Source organism: Kribbella sp. CA-245084, from assembly GCF_050942355.1.
GTDB lineage: Bacteria > Actinomycetota > Actinomycetes > Propionibacteriales > Kribbellaceae > Kribbella.
Map to the genome: position 1 here is coordinate 1,814,840 of NZ_CP192053.1, position 19,526 is coordinate 1,834,365.

19 protein-coding genes are annotated in these 19,526 nt (G+C 69.3%); 10 read left to right on the forward strand and 9 right to left on the reverse strand.

What is annotated here, in order from left to right; translation table 11 throughout:
• The first annotated feature begins 12 nt into the window (after window positions 1–12).
• Complete coding sequence (locus ACQPYH_RS08905) at window positions 13–1,071, forward strand: glycoside hydrolase family 130 protein (protein ID WP_432888917.1); 1,059 nt, start codon at window positions 13–15, stop codon at window positions 1,069–1,071.
• Window positions 1,068–2,987 carry a hypothetical protein gene (locus ACQPYH_RS08910; protein WP_432888919.1) on the forward strand — a complete coding sequence of 640 codons (1,920 nt, stop codon included), beginning with the start codon at window positions 1,068–1,070 and terminating at the stop codon, window positions 2,985–2,987. Before ACQPYH_RS08905 ends, ACQPYH_RS08910 begins: the two co-directional genes overlap by 4 nt.
• Here ACQPYH_RS08910 and ACQPYH_RS08915 read toward each other — a convergent pair.
• From ACQPYH_RS08915 to ACQPYH_RS08935, 5 genes are all read right to left on the reverse strand, one after another.
• On the reverse strand, window positions 2,968–4,020 hold the full coding sequence (locus tag ACQPYH_RS08915; RefSeq protein ID WP_432888920.1) for an aminoglycoside phosphotransferase: 1,053 nt from the start codon (window positions 4,018–4,020) through the stop codon (window positions 2,968–2,970). The genes ACQPYH_RS08910 and ACQPYH_RS08915 overlap by 20 nt on opposite strands.
• An 11-nt stretch (window positions 4,021–4,031) precedes the next feature.
• Window positions 4,032–4,739 carry a helix-turn-helix domain-containing protein gene (locus tag ACQPYH_RS08920; RefSeq protein ID WP_432888922.1) on the reverse strand — a complete coding sequence of 236 codons (708 nt, stop codon included), beginning with the start codon at window positions 4,737–4,739 and terminating at the stop codon, window positions 4,032–4,034.
• A gap of 37 nt (window positions 4,740–4,776) precedes the next feature.
• Window positions 4,777–5,733 carry a VanW family protein gene (locus ACQPYH_RS08925; RefSeq protein WP_432888924.1) on the reverse strand — a complete coding sequence of 319 codons (957 nt, stop codon included), beginning with the start codon at window positions 5,731–5,733 and terminating at the stop codon, window positions 4,777–4,779.
• A 137-nt stretch (window positions 5,734–5,870) separates the two neighbouring features.
• The gene (locus tag ACQPYH_RS08930; protein WP_432888926.1) at window positions 5,871–6,854 is read right to left on the reverse strand and encodes an Rv3235 family protein; all 984 of its coding nucleotides are present in this window, start codon (window positions 6,852–6,854) and stop codon (window positions 5,871–5,873) included.
• A gap of 1 nt (window position 6,855) precedes the next feature.
• Window positions 6,856–8,613 carry a LysM peptidoglycan-binding domain-containing protein gene (locus tag ACQPYH_RS08935; protein WP_432888928.1) on the reverse strand — a complete coding sequence of 586 codons (1,758 nt, stop codon included), beginning with the start codon at window positions 8,611–8,613 and terminating at the stop codon, window positions 6,856–6,858.
• A 169-nt stretch (window positions 8,614–8,782) separates the two neighbouring features.
• On the opposite strand from ACQPYH_RS08935, the gene ACQPYH_RS08940 reads away from it, so the two are divergent.
• Window positions 8,783–9,328 (forward strand): hypothetical protein, encoded by a 546-nt coding sequence (locus ACQPYH_RS08940; protein ID WP_432888929.1) that lies wholly within the window; start codon window positions 8,783–8,785, stop codon window positions 9,326–9,328.
• Window positions 9,329–9,450: 122 nt separating this feature from the next.
• Here the strand turns inward: ACQPYH_RS08940 and ACQPYH_RS08945 are convergent, their stop codons facing one another.
• Window positions 9,451–9,699 (reverse strand): helix-turn-helix domain-containing protein, encoded by a 249-nt coding sequence (locus ACQPYH_RS08945; protein ID WP_432888931.1) that lies wholly within the window; start codon window positions 9,697–9,699, stop codon window positions 9,451–9,453.
• A 168-nt stretch (window positions 9,700–9,867) separates the two neighbouring features.
• Between ACQPYH_RS08945 and ACQPYH_RS08950 the strand changes: the two genes are divergently transcribed.
• From ACQPYH_RS08950 to ACQPYH_RS08970, 5 genes are all read left to right on the forward strand, one after another.
• The gene (locus ACQPYH_RS08950) at window positions 9,868–10,527 is read left to right on the forward strand and encodes an SAF domain-containing protein (RefSeq protein WP_432888933.1); all 660 of its coding nucleotides are present in this window, start codon (window positions 9,868–9,870) and stop codon (window positions 10,525–10,527) included.
• Window positions 10,527–11,798 (forward strand): AAA family ATPase, encoded by a 1,272-nt coding sequence (locus tag ACQPYH_RS08955; RefSeq protein ID WP_432888935.1) that lies wholly within the window; start codon window positions 10,527–10,529, stop codon window positions 11,796–11,798. Before ACQPYH_RS08950 ends, ACQPYH_RS08955 begins: the two co-directional genes overlap by 1 nt.
• A gap of 277 nt (window positions 11,799–12,075) precedes the next feature.
• Entirely contained in the window at window positions 12,076–12,870 is a 795-nt protein-coding gene (locus tag ACQPYH_RS08960; RefSeq protein ID WP_432888937.1) for a DUF4097 family beta strand repeat-containing protein, read from the forward strand.
• Between the two features lie 65 nt (window positions 12,871–12,935).
• Window positions 12,936–13,607, forward strand: a complete 672-nt coding sequence (locus ACQPYH_RS08965; RefSeq protein WP_432888939.1) for an HAD family hydrolase — start codon at window positions 12,936–12,938, stop codon at window positions 13,605–13,607.
• Complete coding sequence (locus ACQPYH_RS08970; protein WP_432888941.1) at window positions 13,604–14,833, forward strand: glycosyltransferase 87 family protein; 1,230 nt, start codon at window positions 13,604–13,606, stop codon at window positions 14,831–14,833. Before ACQPYH_RS08965 ends, ACQPYH_RS08970 begins: the two co-directional genes overlap by 4 nt.
• Here ACQPYH_RS08970 and ACQPYH_RS08975 read toward each other — a convergent pair.
• Genes ACQPYH_RS08975 through ACQPYH_RS08985 form a run of 3 tightly spaced genes read right to left on the reverse strand, consistent with a single transcriptional unit; the run spans window position 14,796 to window position 17,334 of the window.
• Window positions 14,796–15,530: a nucleotidyltransferase domain-containing protein gene (locus ACQPYH_RS08975; RefSeq protein WP_432888943.1), complete on the reverse strand. Its 735-nt coding sequence runs from the start codon at window positions 15,528–15,530 to the stop codon at window positions 14,796–14,798. The two genes, ACQPYH_RS08970 and ACQPYH_RS08975, sit on opposite strands and share 38 nt — an antisense overlap.
• On the reverse strand, window positions 15,530–16,846 hold the full coding sequence (locus ACQPYH_RS08980) for a hypothetical protein (protein WP_432888944.1): 1,317 nt from the start codon (window positions 16,844–16,846) through the stop codon (window positions 15,530–15,532). Before ACQPYH_RS08980 ends, ACQPYH_RS08975 begins: the two co-directional genes overlap by 1 nt.
• A complete protein-coding gene (locus ACQPYH_RS08985; RefSeq protein WP_432888946.1) occupies window positions 16,846–17,334 on the reverse strand; it encodes a cupredoxin domain-containing protein in 489 nt (162 codons plus the stop codon). The genes ACQPYH_RS08980 and ACQPYH_RS08985 overlap by 1 nt, the downstream gene beginning before the upstream one ends.
• Before the next feature lie 167 nt (window positions 17,335–17,501).
• Between ACQPYH_RS08985 and ACQPYH_RS08990 the strand changes: the two genes are divergently transcribed.
• Window positions 17,502–18,986 carry a WS/DGAT/MGAT family O-acyltransferase gene (locus ACQPYH_RS08990; RefSeq protein WP_432888948.1) on the forward strand — a complete coding sequence of 495 codons (1,485 nt, stop codon included), beginning with the start codon at window positions 17,502–17,504 and terminating at the stop codon, window positions 18,984–18,986.
• Window positions 18,983–19,519, forward strand: a complete 537-nt coding sequence (locus ACQPYH_RS08995) for a DUF6912 family protein (RefSeq protein WP_432888950.1) — start codon at window positions 18,983–18,985, stop codon at window positions 19,517–19,519. The genes ACQPYH_RS08990 and ACQPYH_RS08995 overlap by 4 nt, the downstream gene beginning before the upstream one ends.
• Window positions 19,520–19,526 lie beyond the last annotated feature (7 nt).

Genomic DNA, 19,526 nt, shown 5'->3' on the forward strand with positions numbered 1-19,526 from the left:
GAAGGGCTTCTCGTGACTGTTCCCTACACGCTGACTCGCGTCGGCGTACTGATGACCGCCGAGCCGGGCAACGAGCTCGAGGCTGAAGGGGTGCTCAACCCGGCGACCGGGCACACCCCGGACGGCGCGCTCTACCTGCTGCCGCGGCTAGTTGCTGACGGCAACATCTCTCGCGTCGGCCTGGCCCGCGTGGAACTCGAGGACGGCGTGCCGGTAGGCGTCGAGCGCGAGGGCGTCGTACTCGCACCCGACGAGGGCTGGGAGCGCGGCAAGAACAACGCCGGCGTCGAGGACCCCCGCGTCACGTTCATCCCGTCCCTCGGCCTGCATGTGATGACGTACGTCGCCTACGGCCCGCTCGGCCCGAAGCCTGCGCTCGCGGTCTCGTCGGACCTGCGGGAATGGCGCCGGCTCGGTCCGCTGCATTTCGAGTACCAGCCGGACCTCGACACCGACCTGAACTTGTTCCCCAACAAGGACACGGTCTTCTTCCCCGAGCCCGTGCCCGGCCCGGACGGCGAACCGTCGTACGCGATGCTGCACCGGCCGATGTGGGACCTCGGCTGGTTCCGCGAGGGCGAAGGCGTCCACCTGCCGGCCGGCGTGACCGATGACCGGCCGGGCATCTGGGTCTCCTTCGTGCCAGTGGCGGCTGTCGAGGCTGACGTGCGCAACCTCGTTCATCTGCGCAATCACCGGCTGGTCGCGATGTCGGAGTACCCGTTCGAGGAGCTGAAGATCGGCGCCGGACCGGCACCGCTGCGCATCCCCGAGGGCTGGCTCGTGATCCACCACGGCGTCACCGGCGAGCAGCCGGAGGGTTTCGACCCGACCACACAGAAGGTCTGCTACGCCGCCGGCGCGCTGATCCTCGACGCCGAGGACGTCACCCGCGTCGTCACTCGTACCACCGAACCCCTCATGGTCCCCGAGACCGACGAGGAGAAGATCGGCACGGTCGGCAACGTCGTCTTCCCGACTGCGATCGAGCAGGTCAACGGCACCCAGTACGTCTTCTACGGCATGGCCGACGCCGCCATCGGCGTGGCCAGATTGGACCGTCTGCCATGAACCCGACCCGCCGCACCGTCATCGGCGGAGCCCTCGCAGCAGCCGCCGCATCAACCGTCACCCTTCCCGCCTCGGCCTCCGCTTCGGCCTCGGCCTCCGCCTCGGGCCGGCTCTCCAACCTCGCGCACCTCGACTTCCTTCGTGCGTCGGTGACACCGCCGGCCGCCGCCGGTCACACCACTTTCGGGAGTGGACCGGTCGGCGTGCTGTGGACGTACGCCGATCGCCAGGCCGACGGCTCGTACAAGCGCATCGGTGGTGGGGCCTACGACGCGGCGTCGAACACCTATGGCCAGGGCGCGTTCAACGCCGACGACATCGCCCGGGCTGCTGTCGTCTACCTCCGGCACTGGAAGCAGTTCCACTCTGCGGCTTCGTTGGAGGCCGCCCGCGGGCTGCTTCGCAGTCTCACCTTCCTGCAGTCGCCCAACGGCAACGTCGTCCTGTGGATGCAGCCCGACGGCACGCTCAACCCGAGCGCCGACCCCGTCGAGCTCCCCGACCCGTCCGACTCCGGCCCGTCGTACTGGCTGGCTCGCACGGTCTGGGCGTTGGGGGAGGGGTACGCCGTCTTCCGCTCTCTCGATCGCGCGTTCGCAATGTTCCTTCGCGACCGCCTCGAGCTCGCGATCGCCGCGCTTGAGCGTCAGGTCCTCGTCCGCTACGGCCAGTACAACGTGGTCGACGGCCGCCGTCTCCCCGCCTGGCTGATTGTCAACGGCGCGGACGCCACGAGCGAAGCCGTTCTTGGGCTGTCGGCATATGTGGAAGCAGGCGGTTCTGCCTCGGCGCGGCGGGCGCTCAGCCGCTTTGCCGAGGGCATTGCTGCCATGGCGGCCGGGTCGACGCGCGAGTGGCCGTTCCGTGCGCTGATGCCGTGGGGCGAGTCGATGTCCGACTGGCACGCGTGGGGCGCGCAGATGCCCTCCGCCCTCGCCGCCGCGGCTCACGCTCTCGACGCACCCAAGCTTCGTGCCGCGGCCATCGGCGACACTGCAGGCTTCACCCCACTCCTGATGACCGCCGGCGGACCCGACAACGGGTGGCTGCCGACGCCGATCGACCGCACCCAGATCGCGTACGGCGTCGACGCCCGCCTCCAGGGCGTGCTCTCCGTCGGGCTCAAGCAGGTCGCCGCCTTCGTCGCCGCCTGGTACTTCGGCGCCAACCGCGCCGGCCAGCCGATGTACGACCCGACCACCGGCCGCACGTACGACGGCATCTCCGGCGACGGCACGATCAACCGCAACTCCGGCGCCGAGTCGAGCATCCATGGCCAGCTGTCGATGCTCGCCCTCGACGCCCACCCGGACGTCGCCCGCCTGACGGGCACCCCGTCGTACGACGGCTTGCAGATCATCGAGGCCGAATCCGGCACCGGCGGCCAGGTCGTCACCCCGCCCTCGGCCTGGACCGGCGAATCCCAATGGAGCAACGGCTCCTACCTCTCCGTCGACGGTACGGCGACCTGGACCGTGCCGGCGTCATCGCAGCAGCGGCTGGTCCTTCCGGTCGTCAACCTGGCCGACACGCCGACCCCGGCTCGCACCACCTGGACCTCCGGGGTTAGGGCACTTGGCACGCTCACCCACGTCTGCGGTCCGCAAGGCATCTCCGCCGCACCCGGCGCGCTCCTGCCGTTGACGCTGGCCAACCCGCTCCCGGCCGGCGCCACCACCATCACGGCCAAGGCGCAAGGGACGGCTCAGCTGGATGCGCTGCTGCTTCTGCCGACCGTCAGCAGTTTGCGCATCGGGGACGCGGTGTTGCTGGCCAGTGTGGATACGCATGCTCGCGTGATGAGTGTGGCGGGCAAGCATTCCTACACCTACGACGCAGCCGGGCGGTTGGTTGCTCGGGGCAACGCCTCGCGGGCTCTCGTCGTACCCGGTGGTTTTACCGTCGTGCTCGGCTGAGCGCCTCGGCACACCAGTCGGCGACGTACATCAGCGCCTGACCGCGTTGGTGGAACAGGCGCCGGCTGTCGACCTGGCGGTGATAGGCGTTGTGGGCGGGGTCGGACGCGCGGCCGAGCAGACCCGGCAGCAGCCACGCGTACTTGACCCCGGACGCCATCACCGCCAGCCGCACCTGATCCGAATCGCCGCGCCAACCGGCCTCGTGCAGACCGTCGAGGTAGTTGGCGATGCACGTCTCGGCGAGCTCGGGCAGGCGCTCGACCGGCCAGAACATGTCGAAGACCGCGTCCGGGATGTAGTTGCCGATGTCTTCGCCGAGCGCGCCGTCACCGGTGAACGCCCAATCGAACAGCGCGAGCTCGCCGGTCGGCCGCTGGATCACGTTGGAGACCCAGAAATCCAGATGGCAAGTGGCGCGGGGGAGACTCGCGACGAGGTCGAGCAGTGCCTCGCGCTGAACCATCAGCAGGGTCCAGGCCTCTCGCAGCTGGCTGGGCCACGTCTCGCGGATGAGCGGCTGCTGCCAGGCGGCGTCGTCGTTCAGCAAATGCCAGGGCACGTCGCGGGTCGTCGAGTAGTCGCGCAGGAATCCTGTCGACGTCCAAGGCCGTTCGGCCACAGGCTGCCCCTGCCAGCGCCCGAAGGCTCGGGTCAGTGCCGCATGCTCGGCGAGGCTGAACTGGGTGCCCGAGGTCCCGCCGATGTCTTCCATCAGGAGTACGGCGCCGTCCGGCCACTCCTCGATCTGCGCCTCGGGCAGCACGAGCCCGGCGTTCGCGAGCCGGCCGCGGAGCTCGTCGTCCCGATACACCTCGAGCTCGCGACGCCAGTAGTTCCAGTGGCGCGGGTCTGTCGACGCGGCCCACGGACCTGTGGAGTCTGCCGGACTCTGGAGCTGCTTGCGTACGGCGGTGCGGCCGTCGGCATACGTGATGCGCTCTACGGTCGCCGTCACCGCATTGAGCGGGTTGTGGCGCAGAGTCGCCGTACCGACTTCCGGGTGACCGGTCATGAGAAGCAATGCTGACATGCGGGCGAGGCTCAGCCCAGCAGCGTCTTAGGTGGTAGACCGGTCAGCGCTTTGACGTCGCGGGTGAAGTGCGCCTGGTCGGCGTACCCGGTGAGGGTGGCGACGTCCGCGAGGGCCAGGCCGGTGCGGGCGTGGTCGAGGGCAACGTTCATCCAGAGGACGCGGTCGAGCATCTTCGGCCCGTAACCGAACGCATCCAGACAGCGTCGATGCAGTTGCCGCTCGCTCAACCCGATCGTCCCCGCCAACTTGGAAACGCCGGCGCTGCCGCGGAGCAGCCCGCCGCGGACGTTGCGCAGTACGTAGCTGACCAACAGGTCCGGCGGCTCGTCGACCAGCTTGGCGACCTCAACGTCCAGCGCTTCCGCCGGGTCGGGTGCCGATCTGATCCGGTCGAGGAGCTGTCGGCTCCGGGTTGGCGACCACAGGTCAGCCAGCGGGACCCGCTCGTTGAGCAGCTCACGAGCCGGCACACCGAGGAACCCGGGCGCGGCGCCCGGCGCGAACCGGATCCCGGCGTACTGCGTCCCCCTCGGGGCACTGCCCGTCCACGCGTGACTGTCCGGCCCGGCGACCACCAGATCACCGTCGATCAGCAGCACGTCCATGCAGCCATCGGGCAGGATCCGATACTCCCCACCCTCAGCCGTCCGCGTCCACAAGTCAGCCCCCGGAACGCGCGCAACACGCTCCCGATACGGCTCGACCGTGACTGTCATACCGCCAGTCTGCTACGGCCCGCCGACAGTTTCTCGCTCAGCGCGGGAGCACGACGTCGAGCACCGGTACGCCGGTCGGCAGGTACTTGACCAGGGCAACGTTCTCGCGGATCAGCTCGTCGCGGAGGGGTGTGCCTGTGCGGCGGTCGATCACGGTTCGCCAGATCTCGTTGCGGCGGAAGTAGTCGGCGCCGACGCGGAGGAAGCGCTCGTCCTTGGCGAACACGCGGTACGACGACTCGGCCGGTACGTCGGCGAGGATCTCGCCCTCGAGGTAGCGGTCGCCGACGTCGACGTGCAGCTGGAAGGTCTGGTCGGTGTCGTTGCGGAACTGCAGGTCCACGTAGTTGTAGACGATGCTGCAGCCCACACCCCACGGCAGCACCCGGCCGTTGTCCGGGAACGGGTCGAAGCTGTGCGTCGACCGCTGGGTCACGGTCAGCGGCGAGTGCAGCACCATCCAGTGCAGGAGGTTGGCGAGCTGGCAGATGCCACCGCCGATCCCCGGCCGGGCCTGTCCGTTCGACAGCCGCATGCCCTTCACGTAACCCTTGTGCCGGGTCGCGTTGCCGACCAGCTTGTTGAAGGAGAACGTCTCACCCGGGTGGATCAGCAGTCCGTCGACCTGTGCGCAGGCAAGCTTCAGGTTGGTCACCTTGTTGTGCTGCATCCACATCTCGGTCTCACCGAGCTGGCGCAGCAGCAGCGACTTGTGCCGCTTGATCCTGACGGGCAGATCGGTTGCCGCGCGCGTTCCGGCGTACGGCGTGCTGGACCTGATCCACTCGAGCCGCTTGAGCACACGGTGATACCGCACAGCCAGCGGGTAGAGCAGCGGCATCCGCTCGCTCCACCGGCGATGGTGCATCGCGGGCAGTACCCGGGCCCGCTCCGCGTCACTCAGCTCGTGTACCTCGACCCGCCACGGCATACCCGGCGTCACCCCAGTCGACGCCGATGCGTGCACTGGTGTGGCGATCGTGGTCTCGGACATCATTCCCCCGAACGAGTTGGCCGGCCCCGCGGCCGACCTCGGTTACCGTACGCCGCCGCGAGCCCATTCAGATGACAGCAACCGCTCGATCCGATTGCGCTGGTTATGACGCCGCACCACTGCCAAGAGTTCGGATCTCAGCCGATCTCAAGGGCGGTGCAGACCCAGCGGTTGCGGCGGATCTCCATCCGCAGCGCGATCGCCCGCGAGCGGTCGCCACGACGTACATGCGCGGCGACCTCCGCGATGAACGGCTCCGGCATGAACACCCGTACCGACTGCACCGCGCTCTTCTCCTTCGCGCCGCGGGTCGTCGCGGTCGTGTTCAACCCGAGCAGCCGGACGCGCCGGTTCAGCTCCATGAACACCTCGTCATCGGTAAACCGCACCAGCTGCGAAATCGGCCGATCCCCAGCCAGCACCTCCGCCACAGCCTGAGCCAACCGCCCACCCCAAACCCGAGCCTCCGGCACCCCAACCTCGCCAGGCCGGACAACCTCGCCAGGCCGGACAACCTCGCCTGGCCGGGCGACCTCGCTGGTCTGCGCGGCCTCGGTGGGCCGAGCTGTCTGGCCGGTCCGGGCGACCTCGTTGGTCTGGGCGGCCTGGGTGGGCCGAGCTGTCTGGCCGGTCCGGGCGACCTCGCTGGACCGGGCGACCTCGGTGAGTCGGGCTGCCTCGACGGTCTGGCTGGACCGGGTGGTCTCGCTGGGGTGGGCTGCTTTCGTGGTGTGCGGCGGCTGGGCTCCGTCAGGGTGCCCAGCCGCCTGCTTGTCGGTGGCCGGCACCACGGTGAGCTTGCGGGCCTGCGGCTGGTGGGTGGTGAACGCAGCGAAGCTCGACGACCGCCGCGGTGCGGACGCGACGCCGAGCCGGGTGATCGCCTGCAAGCGCAGGGCCAGCGCGCCATCCGTCAGGTCAGCGGCGTACCGGGCCGTTGCCGGGACGGAGTGCTCGCCGCGCACCGACCGCAGCCGCGGCCGGGCAACAGAAGCGAGCACATCCGGGGACGCCGTGGGTTCGGTCGCCGCCGAGGTCGGGTTGGTGACAGCCATGAGAGCCTCCATCGATTCCGGTGCTGAGGTCGCGTTCGTGGTGGCGAGGTTCTGGGACTGGCTCATGTCACGGCTCCTGATGGGTGGGCGGGAGGTGGCCGGTGGACGCGGGCGGGACACGGAGTACCTGCCCGGGAAGAATCAGGTCGGGGTCGGCCCCGATCACATGCCGGTTCGCGGCGTACCACTCCGGCCACCACGCGGCGATCGCTTCATTCGAGGCGCCCGCTCCGAGCTCCCGAGCGGCAAGAGCCCACAGCGAGTCCCCTTCACGTACGACGACCCGCACCGCCCCACCGCCCCGCACCTCGGTATACCGAGTAGCAGCCCCATCAGCAGGCCGATCCGGCACCCCCACCCGCACCCGCCCACTCACAGCCGGCCGACCAGCCCTCTCCTGCTGGGCCTCGGCCGAGTCCTGCTGTGCCTTTGCGGAGCCCGGCTGGGCCTTGCCGGTGTCCTGCTGCGCGGCGGTTGTCCTGTGCGTGTCGCCGCCGCCGAGCTGCAACTGCGAGGCGGGATCCGTCGAACGCCAGGTGTTGGTGGCGTCCTGCTGTGCCTTTGCCGAGCCCGGCTGGGCCTTGGCGGATTCCTGCCGGGCCTCGGCTGCCCTGTCGGCGTCGCCGCCGATCTGCAGGCCCGAGGCGGGCTCGGTGGCTCGCCAGGTGTCTGTGGAGTCTTGGCCGGACTGGGTGGAGTGCTGCTGGGCCTTGGCGGCCCCCGGCTGCGCGGCGGCGGTCCTGTGCGCGTCGCCACCGCCGACCTGCAGGCCCGAGGCGGGCTCGGTGGTTCGCCAGGTGTTGGTGGTGTCCTGGTCGGACTGGGTGGAGTGCTGCTTGGGCTTGGCGGCCCCCGGCTGCGCCGCGGATGTCCGGTGCGCGTCGGCGCCGCCGATCTGCAGACCTGAAGCCGGCTCTGTCGAGCGTGAGGTGTTGCTGGTGTCCTGCTGCGACTTGGTGGGCTGCTGGGCACGGGCTGTCCTGTGCGCGTCGCCGCCACCGATCTGCAGGTCCGAGGCGGGCTCGGTGGCTCGCCAGGTGTTGTTGGAGTCCTGCCCGGACCGGGTGGAGTCCTGCAGGGGTTTGGCGGACCCCGGCTGCGCCGCGGATGTCCGGTGCGCGTCGCCGCCACCGATCTGCAGACCTGAAGCCGGCTCCGTCGAGCGTGAGGTGTTGCTGGTGTCCTGGTGGGACTTGGCGGACTCCGGGTGGGCTGCAGCGGTCCTGTGCGCGTCGGCGTCGCCGAGTTGCAAGCCTGAGGCCGGCTCTGTTGGGCGCCAGGTGGTGGTGTTGCCGGATTGCTGCTGTTGGGCGGCTGCGGGGGGCAGGTTGGTCTTCGCGGCTGATGTCGGCCCGGTGGCTCTGCCGCCGAGCTCGAGGGTGGAGCGGGGCTCGGTGGTGCGCCAGTTGGAGTCGGTGAGGTGGATGGTGGAGGCGGGGTCGGTCTGGTTCCACTGGAGGACGTGGGAGCTGTCGCCGGGCGTGGCTTGAGCCACGCCGACTGTGAGGGGTGTGACGGCGGCTACGCCGAGGCCGGAGCGGAGTAGGGCCCGCGCTGTCTTGGTGGTGATCCTCCCGGCGACCGCGCCGGCGAGCTCCCCGACCACGCCGGGGATCTGCTCGAGCACCGTGGTCACGACCGCCAGCGCCAGCCACACGTACGCGATCCACGCGACCGTCCCGACCGCGAGCACGGTCAGGGAGTCCAGGTCGTACGTCCGTGCGCCGCTGATCGACCCGGCGGTCACCCACCGCAGCAGCAGGCCGACACCGGCCAGCGCCAGCACCGCGAGAGTGCCCTTCAGCGCCCGGATCATCGCGTTCATCCCGCTTCGCTCCCGACCTATGAGTTTGCGTTAGTTTGCTTTGGCTTGATCACTATAGACCGGTTATAGGCCAGCTTTGCAAGTCCTTAACGCACGCAGCGTCGGTTTCCAGTGCAGAGGGTGACGGCGGACCGGCGCGACAGCACCCCGGACCGGTAGGTTCGCGGTCATGCGGTGGGATGCGTTGTTCGCGGACCTGGAGTCGCAGTTCGAGGCGCTCCAGGACACAGATCTGTACGGCGAAGTGGCCGACCGGATCCGCACCGAGGTCGGGAAGATCACCGTCCTCGACCGGCTCCGCGGCGCGGTGAACACCGTCGTACGCGTCGAACTGAACGACGCCGAGCCCGTCCGCGGCATGCTCAGCCGGGTCGGGAAGGACTGCCTGCTGCTCGAGACCGAGCGCTACGAGGAGTGGCTGATCCCGGTCACCGCCCTCGTCGCCGTACACCGGTTGGGCCCGTGGGCCGAGCCCGCCGGCGCCGTCGAAGGCAAGCTCGGGCTCGCCCATCTGCTCCGGGGGATCGCCCGCGACCGCTCACCAGTCACGCTGTTCTGCAGCGGCGGCGGTCCCGTCACCGGCACCATCGACCGCGTCGGCGCAGACTTCCTGGAGCTCGCCGAGCACCCGCTCGACGCTCCCCGCCGCCGCTCCGAGGTCTACAACGTCCGCCTCGTCCCCACCCAGTCCCTCAGGGCCCTCCGCCGCCGCTGACGGCGCGGCTCGACACAGGAACCCGGGGGTCGACACAAGTTATTGCCTGTGTCGAGCTCCCACTTCCTGTGACAACCTCACGTGTTTCGCACCCAGCGCCAGCCCGCCGGTGCGACCGCCGCCTAGAGCTGTGCGTCCTCCGGGGTCTCGGCTTCCTCGCCGAAGGGATGGGCGTCGATGAAGGTCTTGGTCTCGGTGTAGAGCCGCTCGATGTACTTCTCCAGCTCGGTTGCCTCGACCCGCCATTGACCGCGGCCGCCGATCTTGACCGCGGGGATGTCACCGCGGCGGACCAGCGCATAGACCTGGTTGGCGGAGATGTTGAGCACCTCGGCAACGTCGGCGAGCTGGAGGAAGCGGGGACCCGGCATCCGTCGGACTCCTTCACATAGTGGCTGGTTGTTTCAGTTTGCCACGGTTGGCGGATGGATGACCGGGTTTGTCCCCAGCCTGTGACTGCCTGTGGATGACCGTTCACGCCGCGATCGGGAACCAGGCAGAATGTCGCCCGAGAACGATCGATTGACTGGGGAGACGACGTGGTCGAGACAGCCGTGCGAAGCGGATTCGGGGCGCCGTCCGCCCCGGCCCAGCGCAACCGCAAGGCCCGGTGGAAGGACGGTCGCCTGGTCCTCGGCGTGCTGCTCGTCGCCGTCACCGCGCTGGCCGGCGCCAAGCTGCTGTCGTCGGCCGACGACACCACGACGATCTGGGCCGCCAAACACGACCTCAAGGTCGGGGTCCCGCTGACCGACGACGACCTGACCACGGTCCGGGTCCGTTTCACCAGCACCAACGACTCCGAGCGGTATCTCGCGGCCGACGCCGATGTGAAGGGTCTGGTCGTCGGCCGGGCGATCGATCAGGGCGAGTTCCTGCCGAAGGACGCGGCCGTCGCCAAGTCCGACCAGGACCGCACCGAGCTCCCGCTGTCGGTCGCGACCGGCCGCCTGCCGTCCGACACCGCGGTCGGCGACATCGTCGACGTCTGGGTGGTGCCGAAGGAGGAGGGCCAGCCCGCGAGGCCGTTGTGGAGCAGCGTCCGCGTGCTGGAGATCGACTCGGTCAAGGGTGTCTCGGGCAGCACAGCCAGACGACAGGTGCTGATCGGGCTCACCACGGCCGATCTGCCCCGCATCCCGGCCGCGCTGACCGCGCTCGGCGCCGGTGAGCCGACCCTGGTTCGGAAGGCCGGCTGATGTCGATCCCGGTTCTGCTCGCCGTCACCGGCGCACCCTGGGAGGCCGATGTCGTCCAGCGGACGGAGCGCGCGCCGGGGATCAAGGTCGTACGGCGCTGTGTCGACATCGCCGACGTGATGGCCGCCGCCGCGAGTGGTCAGGCTCGCGCCGTGCTGCTGGCCGACGCCCTGGCCCGACTCTCCGCCGACGCCGTCGCCGCCCTGCACGCGCGCGGAATCGCCGTACTCGCCCTGGTCGACCCGACGGAGGACGGTGCGCCCTTCGGCCCTGAGGACAGGCTCAGCCGGATGGGGATCGAGCGGATCCTGCCCGCCGACGTCAGTCCGACCGACCTGGGTCGCGCTGTCACCGAGGCCGTCGAGTCCGGCCCGGAGATCTCGACCGCTCACTTCTCAGGCGGATTCGTGCCGCTCACCCCGGAGACGGCCGCCAACTACGAGCCCCCGCCGTACTCCCAGGGCGCCGGCCGGCTGATCGCCGTCTGGGGTCCGACCGGCGCGCCGGGCCGGACGACGGTCGCGGTCAACCTCGCGTCCGAGTTGGCCGCGAAGCGGGTGCCCACGCTGCTCGCCGACGCGGATGTGTACGGCGGGACCGTGGCGCAGATGCTGGGGATGCTCGACGAGACCTCCGGGCTGGCCGCCGCGGCGCGCTCGGCGTCGAACGGTTCGCTCGACATGGTCACGCTCGCGAAGTACGCGCGGCAGGTCGCGCCGCACATGTTGGTGCTGACCGGGCTCAGCCGGGCCGACCGCTGGACGGAGCTGCGGCCGGCGGCGATCGAGGCGATCTGGTCGACGGCGCGGGAGCTCGCGCCGGTCACGGTGGTCGACGTCGGGTTCTGCATCGAGACCGACGAGGAGATCTCGTTCGACTCGCTGGCCCCGCGGCGCAACGGCGCGACGGTCGCGACGCTGGAGCAGGCCGACGAGGTGATGATCGTCGGTACGGCGGATCCGGTCGGTCTGACGCGGTTGATCCGGGCGGTCCACGAGGTGCGTGCCGTCGTACCGTCGACGAACGTCCGCGTCGTGGTCAACCGCCTCCGCTCCGGCGCACTCGGCGGATCACCCGGAGACGCCGCCGCCGAGGCCCTCGGGCAGTACGCCGGGATCGAGCCGGCCGCCCTCCTGCCGTACGACTTGGGCGCCGTCGACACCGCCATGTCCCACGGCCGCAGCCTCGCGGACGCGGCCAAGTCCAGCAAGCTCCGCAAGTCGTTCCAGCAGCTGGCCAACACCGTCGTCAAGGACCTCGTGCCCGCATAGGCCCTGTCTGGTAACCCATCGCCTACTGCGGGGCACTCGGCACGGCACCTCGCCGCACGGGTGCAAAGGCCACGATGCTCCGCATCGAGGCCTTCGCCCCCGCGCGCCGATGCACCGCACCGAGCACCTCCTCGCTACGGCGCTGGATTACCAGACAGGACCTGAGCCGGCGCCCCGGAAGTCAGGGTCGGATCGGTGGGGAACCAGGGGATAACCCCGCCGACAGCCCGCCGACGATGTGCCAGGGTTGGCAGTACTTCGACCCGCAGGGAGTGTCATGTCCGATGTCCAGGGCCGGCCGCCGAGCTCGATGAGCACGAACCGTCGGTACGGGATTGCCATCTCGGTCGCCCTCATCCTCGGTGGCGCGTACTGGGCGCTCACCGGACTGACCGAGGGCGCCAAGAACAGCCAGGAGAGCTACACGGTCCAGGGCGACTCGCTGCTGGTCAAGGGCGGTGCGGCAGAGGTCGAAGTGCGGCCCGGGGACGGGACCGAGGTGAAGATCGATCGGCAGTTCGAGCGGAACGTGTTCGGCTCGGACCCGAAGGAGAAGTACCACGAGGACGAGGGCAAGCTCGAGCTGAACAGCGGTGGCTGCGGGTTCCTGTCGTTCGGGTGCAAGACCAGCTACGTCCTGACAGTGCCGCGGGATCTGAAGCTCACGATCGAGAGCAGCAGCGGCAACGTGACGCTTTCCGGATTCGCCGGCGGCGCCGAGGTGAAGACCAGCTCAGGCGACATCGAGGTGCACGATGTCGGCGGACCGTTGCAGCTCGAGTCGAGCTCCGGCGATGTAGAGGCGGACGGACTGACCGCGACGTCGGTGACGACACACAGCAGCTCCGGCAGCGCCTCGCTGGACTTCTCCGTCGCCCCGCAGTCGGTCGAGGCGAAGTCGAGCTCGGGTGACGTCTCGATCCGGATCCCGTCCGGCGTCGAGGCGTACAAGGTCGACACCAAGACCTCCTCCGGCGACGAGTCGGCCAACGTGAAGATCGACCCGAACGCCACCCGGACCATCCAGGCCAAGACCTCATCCGGCGACGTCACCATCGAGTACAACCACTGACCACAGGGAGTGAGGGCCGGGGCCGGAAGCGTGATCACAGGCCCGGTCTGAGTAGGCTTGCGGGCATGGTTGAGGTGCAGGTGGTGCCGCGTGGTCTGTTGGTGGACTGGGGCGGCGTACTCACCTCAGGGCTGGAAGCGGCGCTGCGGCGCTGGGCCGAAGTGGACGATTTCGACTTCGACTCGTACCTCGAAGCAGTGCTGAAATGGCTGCCTTCCCCGTCGCCCGAGGAGGCCGCGGCCGAAGCCGAGCTGAACCCGGTGCACGCGCTCGAGCGCGGCCAGATCGCCGTACCCGACTTCGAGCGGAAGCTCGCCTCGATGCTCGTCCGCCGCGACGGTACGCCGGTGCCGGCGGAGGGCCTGATCGAGCGGATGTTCGCGCACTTCGAGCACCAGCCCGCGATGTCCGCGCTGGTCCGCCGCGCGAACGAGCGCGGGATCAAGACCGCCCTGCTGTCGAATTCGTGGGGCAACACCTACCCGCGCCACACCTGGGACGGGATGTTCGACGACATCGTCATCTCCGGCGAGGTCGGACTCCGCAAGCCCGAGCCGGAGATCTTCCTGCTCGCCGCCCGCCGGCTGAACCTGGAGCCGTCGGAGTGCGTCTTCATCGACGACCTGCAACTCAACGTCGACGGCGCCCGCGCGGTCGGCATGACCGCGATTCTTCACACCGAGTACGACGAGACCCGGCGAGCGCTGGAAACCCTGTTCGGAGCCGACCTGACGTGACTGTGACCACCCCTCCCTCCTCCCCAGCCCGTCCGGCCAGCCGTCGCGTCATCCTCGCGATCGTCGGCTGCGCCGTACTCGTCGCGCTCGGCGCCTGGGTCGGCAGCCTGTTCGGCGGCATGATCGACCTGCGCGTCTACCGGATGGGCGGCTCGGTGCTGCTGCACGGCAAGTCGCTGTACGACGCGCAGCTGGCCGGCTCCGGTCTGCCGTTCACCTACCCGCCGTTCGCCGCGATCGCGATGGTCCCGCTGGCCGCCGTGCCGTGGGGCGTCGCGCTGGTGACATGGACGACGATCTCGGTGCTCTGCATCACCGCGCTGTGGCGGACCAGCCTGCCGAAGACGTTCTGGTCGTTCATCAGCCAGCGCAAGCGCACCGCGACGCTGGTCGCGCTCACCGTCTTGTCGCTGCTGCTCGAGCCGGTCTGGCAGACGATCCAGTTCGGCCAGATCAACCTGTTGCTGACGGCAATGATCCTGCTGGACCTGGTCCGGCCGAACAACACGCGGCTACGGGGCTTCTGGGTCGGCGTGACGATCGGCGTCAAGCTGACCCCGCTGCCGTTCCTCGCGTTGCTCGTGGTGACGAAGCAGTGGCGGGCGCTGCGCAACGCCGTACTGGGGCTGCTGGCAACGATGGCGATCGGGTTCGCGATCGTGCCGCACCAGTCGTGGCGCTACTGGACCGACGTGATCCTGGACGCGAACCGGGTCGGCGGGATCGCGTACACCGGCAACCAGTCGTTCAACGGCTTCCTGCATCGCATCGGCAACGACGCGAGCTGGGTCCAGCCCACGTGGTTCGTGGTCTCGGTCGTCTTCGGGCTGCTCGTCCTCTGGCTGGCCAGGCGCTACTGGCTGGCCGACGAGCGCGTCACCGCGATCTCGGTGATGGCGCTGGCGGTCCTGTACGCGTCGCCGATCTCGTGGAGCCACCACTGGGTCTGGATCATCCCGCTCGGCGTCAGCCTGATCCGCGGCATCAACCGCGTCTGGGGCCTCAACCCCGCGGTGATCACCGGCGTCCTGTTCTACGGCCTGTTCGTACTGCGGTCGATCTGGTGGGTCCCGTACCGCGACGACCGCGAGCTCAACTGGACCTTCTGGCAGTCGATCCCGGGCAACTCGCACCTGATCGTCGGCATGATCGCGTTCATCCTGCTCGCCGTCACCAGCCGCAGCCTGCCTAAGCCGACAGCTCCCGCAACGTCCGAGTCAGCCTGACCGCCAGTTCGGCGTCGACCGCAGCGATCTCGGCCAGTAGCACGTCGACACTCGCGCGGAACGCCCGTCCCAGCTCGTCCAGGTCCACCGATCGAACCAGCGTCGCCTCGACGGCGGTGGCTGCAGGCAACAAATGCAGCCCCCGACCCTGGGAGTGCGGCACGCCGTGGCGCAGGCACATCAGCATCAGTACGTGATCGCGTACCCCACTGATCATGTACTCCGCTTGCCACGCCCTGCCGCGGGCGATGCTCGAGCGGGCGTGCAACGCGTACAGCCAGGCCATGCCGATCAGGTCGACCGGCTGCGGCGTACTCCGGGCGGGTAGTTCGGCGGCCTCGCCGAACAGCAGTTGGAAGGTGGGGCCCAGGGCGCCGAAGGCTCCGGGTGGAGCGAAGGCGATGTCTACCTGGAGGGTCGAGGGCAGGAGGAAGACCCGGTAGATCGTTGGGCCTGACCACATATCTGTGTGGTGGAGGGCGCCGTGCTCGCGGTACATGAGCTGCGTCCAGTCGGCGAGCACCGCGTCCTGGTCGGCGGTCGGTGCCAGGCGCAACGCCAGATCGATGTCGGACCACTCGTCTTCCGCGCCGATCGCGGCTGATCCGGTGAGGGCGGCGCCGGTGATGCGCGCGTCTGCTCGAGCCTGCACGACGAGTGCGTCGCGCAGGGTCGAGCGGTCGGCGGGCGTGTACATCAAGAGGAGAACAGTAGGAGCAGGCCGCCGCAGGTGTAGCCGACCATGACGACCAGCAGTGGGATCTGCCCGGCCAGGGCCTTGGCGCGCGGGAACAACCTGACCGCGCGGTCGTGGGCCGAGATGACGCCGAGCAGGTGTCCGCAGACCACTGCGAGGACCTGGATGACCGCGATCGCCGTGCTGTGATTGGTGATGCCCGTGTTCACGGCGAGGAGACCGGTGCCGAAGATGTTCGCGCCGTTGCTGAGCGGGTCGCTCAGATAGATCAGCGTCCGCTGCCCTTCCAGGATGAAGAGGGTCAGGTAGTGCGCGACGACGTACCCGAAGGCGATCGGTACGAGGGAGTGCGCGAACAGGCCCGGCAGTGACGTCCGCGAACTGTCGGACAGCCGGCCCGCGAGGACGGTGGCGCCGGAGTACGTGCCGAGGACGAACAGGATGAACACGATCAGCGCGGCCGTCCCGAGCCACGTCATCGAGATGTCCTGGTTCTGCGCCCAGCCGATCCAGGTCGACGAGTTCGAGAATCCGTCGTACGCCGTGGAGCCGAGCAGGGCCGCGACCATGCCGACGAGGCCCGGTTGCGGCTTCAACCCGTCGAGGTTCTCCAGCGGACGCCGTACGACGAGGGCGCCGTCGTCGCGACGACCCCACGGGGACAACCGCGACATCAGCGTGGCGTAGACCTCGAACGGGTCGCCCTGCGAGAACCAGCGGTCGCCGAAGAGGATCGCCCCGAACATCATGATCACGACGTACAGCGCGATCCAGGCCTGGAGCACCGGGATGGTCGCGCGGTCCGGTGCGACCAGCTCGAGCCAGGTGAAAGCGAAGATGCCGAGCGCGGCCGGCCAAAGGCCCGCCCATGCGGGGAGCTCGAACAGGCCCTTGGACGGCGGTTGGCGAAGGGCCTTCGAGAGGAGGAGGTGGAGAGTGCGGAGCGGGTTCAGCGTCCGCCAGACCGGGCCGAGCGCGATCGAGATCGGTACCAGCCCGACCCAGACCAGGATGTAGATGAAGCCGAAGATCGGGTTGGTCAGCCGGTCCACGCCGAACATCAGCGAGACCATCGCGTAGAGGAAGGTCGCCAGCCCGACCACGCGGACGATCCACCGGAACCAGCCCGCGTCGACCGTCCGGGTGATTGCGGCAGGCAACGGCTTCCCGGAGGCATTGCCGCGGTACTTCGGACTGCGCCAGGCCAGCCCGAGGATGACGAACGAGAGCGTCACGGCGACCGCGGCGCCACCCACCGCCAGCCCGAACGGAACCGGCAGATCCTGCCGCCCACCGATCCCGTGAAGGGGAATCATCACGAGACGACGAGCTTGGCGACCAATTTGCCGCTCTTGTGGGTCTCGACCTCGAAGGTGCCTTTCATGTTCGCGGTGAACTTGACCGAGGCGGGCTTGCCCGGGCTCAGCTCGAGCTCCTTGTCGTACCCGTGGATGTGCAGCTCGTCGTCGGCGTCGCTGATCACCTTGACCAGCACGGTCTGGCCGGCCTTCACCTTGATCGTCGCGCCGCTCGGGTTGACCTTGCCGTTGGCAACGGTGACGTCGATGGTCACGTCGGCCTGCTCACCGGACGGGTCCGCGGTGTTCGACGGGGAGCTCGTGTTCGGCGAGCCCGGGGTCGGGGTATTGGTCGGGAGGCTCGACGTCGGCGTACTCGCCGGGGCGCTCGGTGACGGGGTGCTCGAGCCGCTGTCGGAGTCGCCTCCACCACAGCCGGCCAGGACCAGCATGCCGAGGGTGGGCAGGAGAGCGGTGGCGGCACCGCGAGTGAGCGTCGAACGCATCGGTCCAGAAGCCTTTCGAGGGGTACATGAAGTTCTCAGGGTGCGGACACACCCTCTTGCCTGACGAACACCGATAGCTCAGTGTTCCCGTACGGCCAGTGTCGCAGCCCACTGTCGGCGGTGGCCGCTAGGGTGAAACAACCCGTAGAGAGAGGAAGGTGACCCGGATGCCTGACCGGCTGACGTCGCTCGATCTCACCTTCCTGAAGGCAGAGTCGCCGGCGACCCCGATGCATGTCGGGACGGTCGATATCTTCGAGCCGCCGGTGCACGGCGACGAGGGGTTCGACTACGAGAGCCTGGTCGCCCTGATCCGGGACCGGATCGCCTTCGTCCCGCGGTACCGGCAGCGGGTGCAGCAGGTGCCCGGCAGGTTCGCGGGCCCGGTCTGGGTGGACGACGAAGAGTTCGACATCACCTTCCATGTCCGGCGCTCCGCCCTGCCCCGGCCCGGCACCCACGCGCAGCTGCTCGAGCTGGTCGCCCGGATCATGTCCCGCCGGCTCGACCGCGCCCGCCCGCTCTGGGAGATGTACCTGGTCGAGGGCCTCCAGGGCGACCGGTTCGCGATCATCTCGAAGTCCCACCAGGCGCTTGTCGACGGCAACAGCACGGTCGACATCGGCCAGGTCGTCCTGGACGCGACCGCGCATCCGCGCGACACCCCGACCGACACATGGCAGCCGGAGCACCCGCCGTCCGCGCTAGAGCTGCTCGCCGGTGTGTTCTCCGATGCGACCAAGCATCCGACCGCGGTCCTGGAGCTTGCCCGCGCCGAGATGGCCAGCCTGACCGGCTCCACCTCGGTCCGCGAGGTGCTCGGTGACGTGGTCGGCTCGCTGGTCGCGCAGCGGCACGCGCAGGAGAGCTCACTGCATGTGAAGACGTCCGGCCAGCGCCGGTTCACCACCGTGCAGACCGACCTGGAGGACTACCGGACCGTTCGCGCCGCGCACGGCGGCACGGTCAACGACGTGATCCTCGCCGTGGTCGCCGGTGCGTTCCGGGCCTGGATGATGACCCGCGGCGAGGGCGTCGGCCCGACCCGGAGCGTGCGTGCGGTGATCCCGGTCAGCATCCGCGACGACGAGGACGAGGAGCCGACCTCGCTCGGCTCCCGCGTGATCGCCTCGACCGTGAACCTCCCGGTCGGCGAGAACTCCCCGGTCATGCGGGTGCACCAGATCTCGTACCAGACCAAGGTGCACAAGGACACCGGTCGCGCCGTCAGCGCCCGCTCGCTGGTCGGCATCGCCGGGTTCGCCCCGACCACGCTGCACGCGCTGGCCGCCCGGGTCGCGACCACCACGGTCCGCCCGATCGACGACGTCGTGATCACCAACGTCCCGGGTCCGCAGTTCCCGCTGTATGCGCAGGGTGCGCCGATGCTCGCGTCGTACCCGGTGGTCCCGTTGATGCCGGGGCAGAGCCTGTCCGTCGGCGTCACGTCCTACGACGGGAAGGTGTACTACGGTCTGAACGCGGACCGGACCGCGATGCCGGACCTCGCTGTTTTCGCCCAATGTGTGACCGATGCGCTCGACGAACTGCTGGACACCACCAAGGGCAGCCGGAACCGCGCCTCCCGGGGACGGAAGAAACCCCGCAGCCAAACCTCGAAAGACGCACAGCCTAAGAAGGCGGGTTCATGAGGGTCTACATCCCATCCACGCTCCGGTTGCTGAGCGTGGCGTGCAACGCGGGGGAGATCGGGCCGGCCCCGCTGACGGCGTACGCCGTGACGCCGGCCTTGCGCGAGTGGTACGCCCAGGGCGACGACGAGGAGCTGGAGTACGCCGCGATGGCGCAGGCGGCCCGCGCTTCGGTGGGGCTGCTCTCGGAGGACGCGGGCATCGCGCGGAGACGAGTGGTGATCGCGGCCGAGGTGAGCGCCGTGCCGCCGGCGGACGGATCGGTGGAGCTCGGCGACGCCCGGCTGGAGCTGCATGTGGTGATTCCGTGGCGTGGGGTGGCAGCCGTCCACATGGATGCGACCGACGCGATCCCGGTGATCAGGAAGGCGGCCGACCTCTGGGAGGCCGCGCAGAGCGGTGATGACGACGCAGTGTTCGCCCTGGATTCGTGCGAGGGTGAAGACCTGCTGTGGTATGCGACGCAAGAGATTCCCGACCTGCTCGCGGCGGAGGGGCCGCGGGGCCGAAACGGGTCGAACGGATCGAACTGACGGGAGC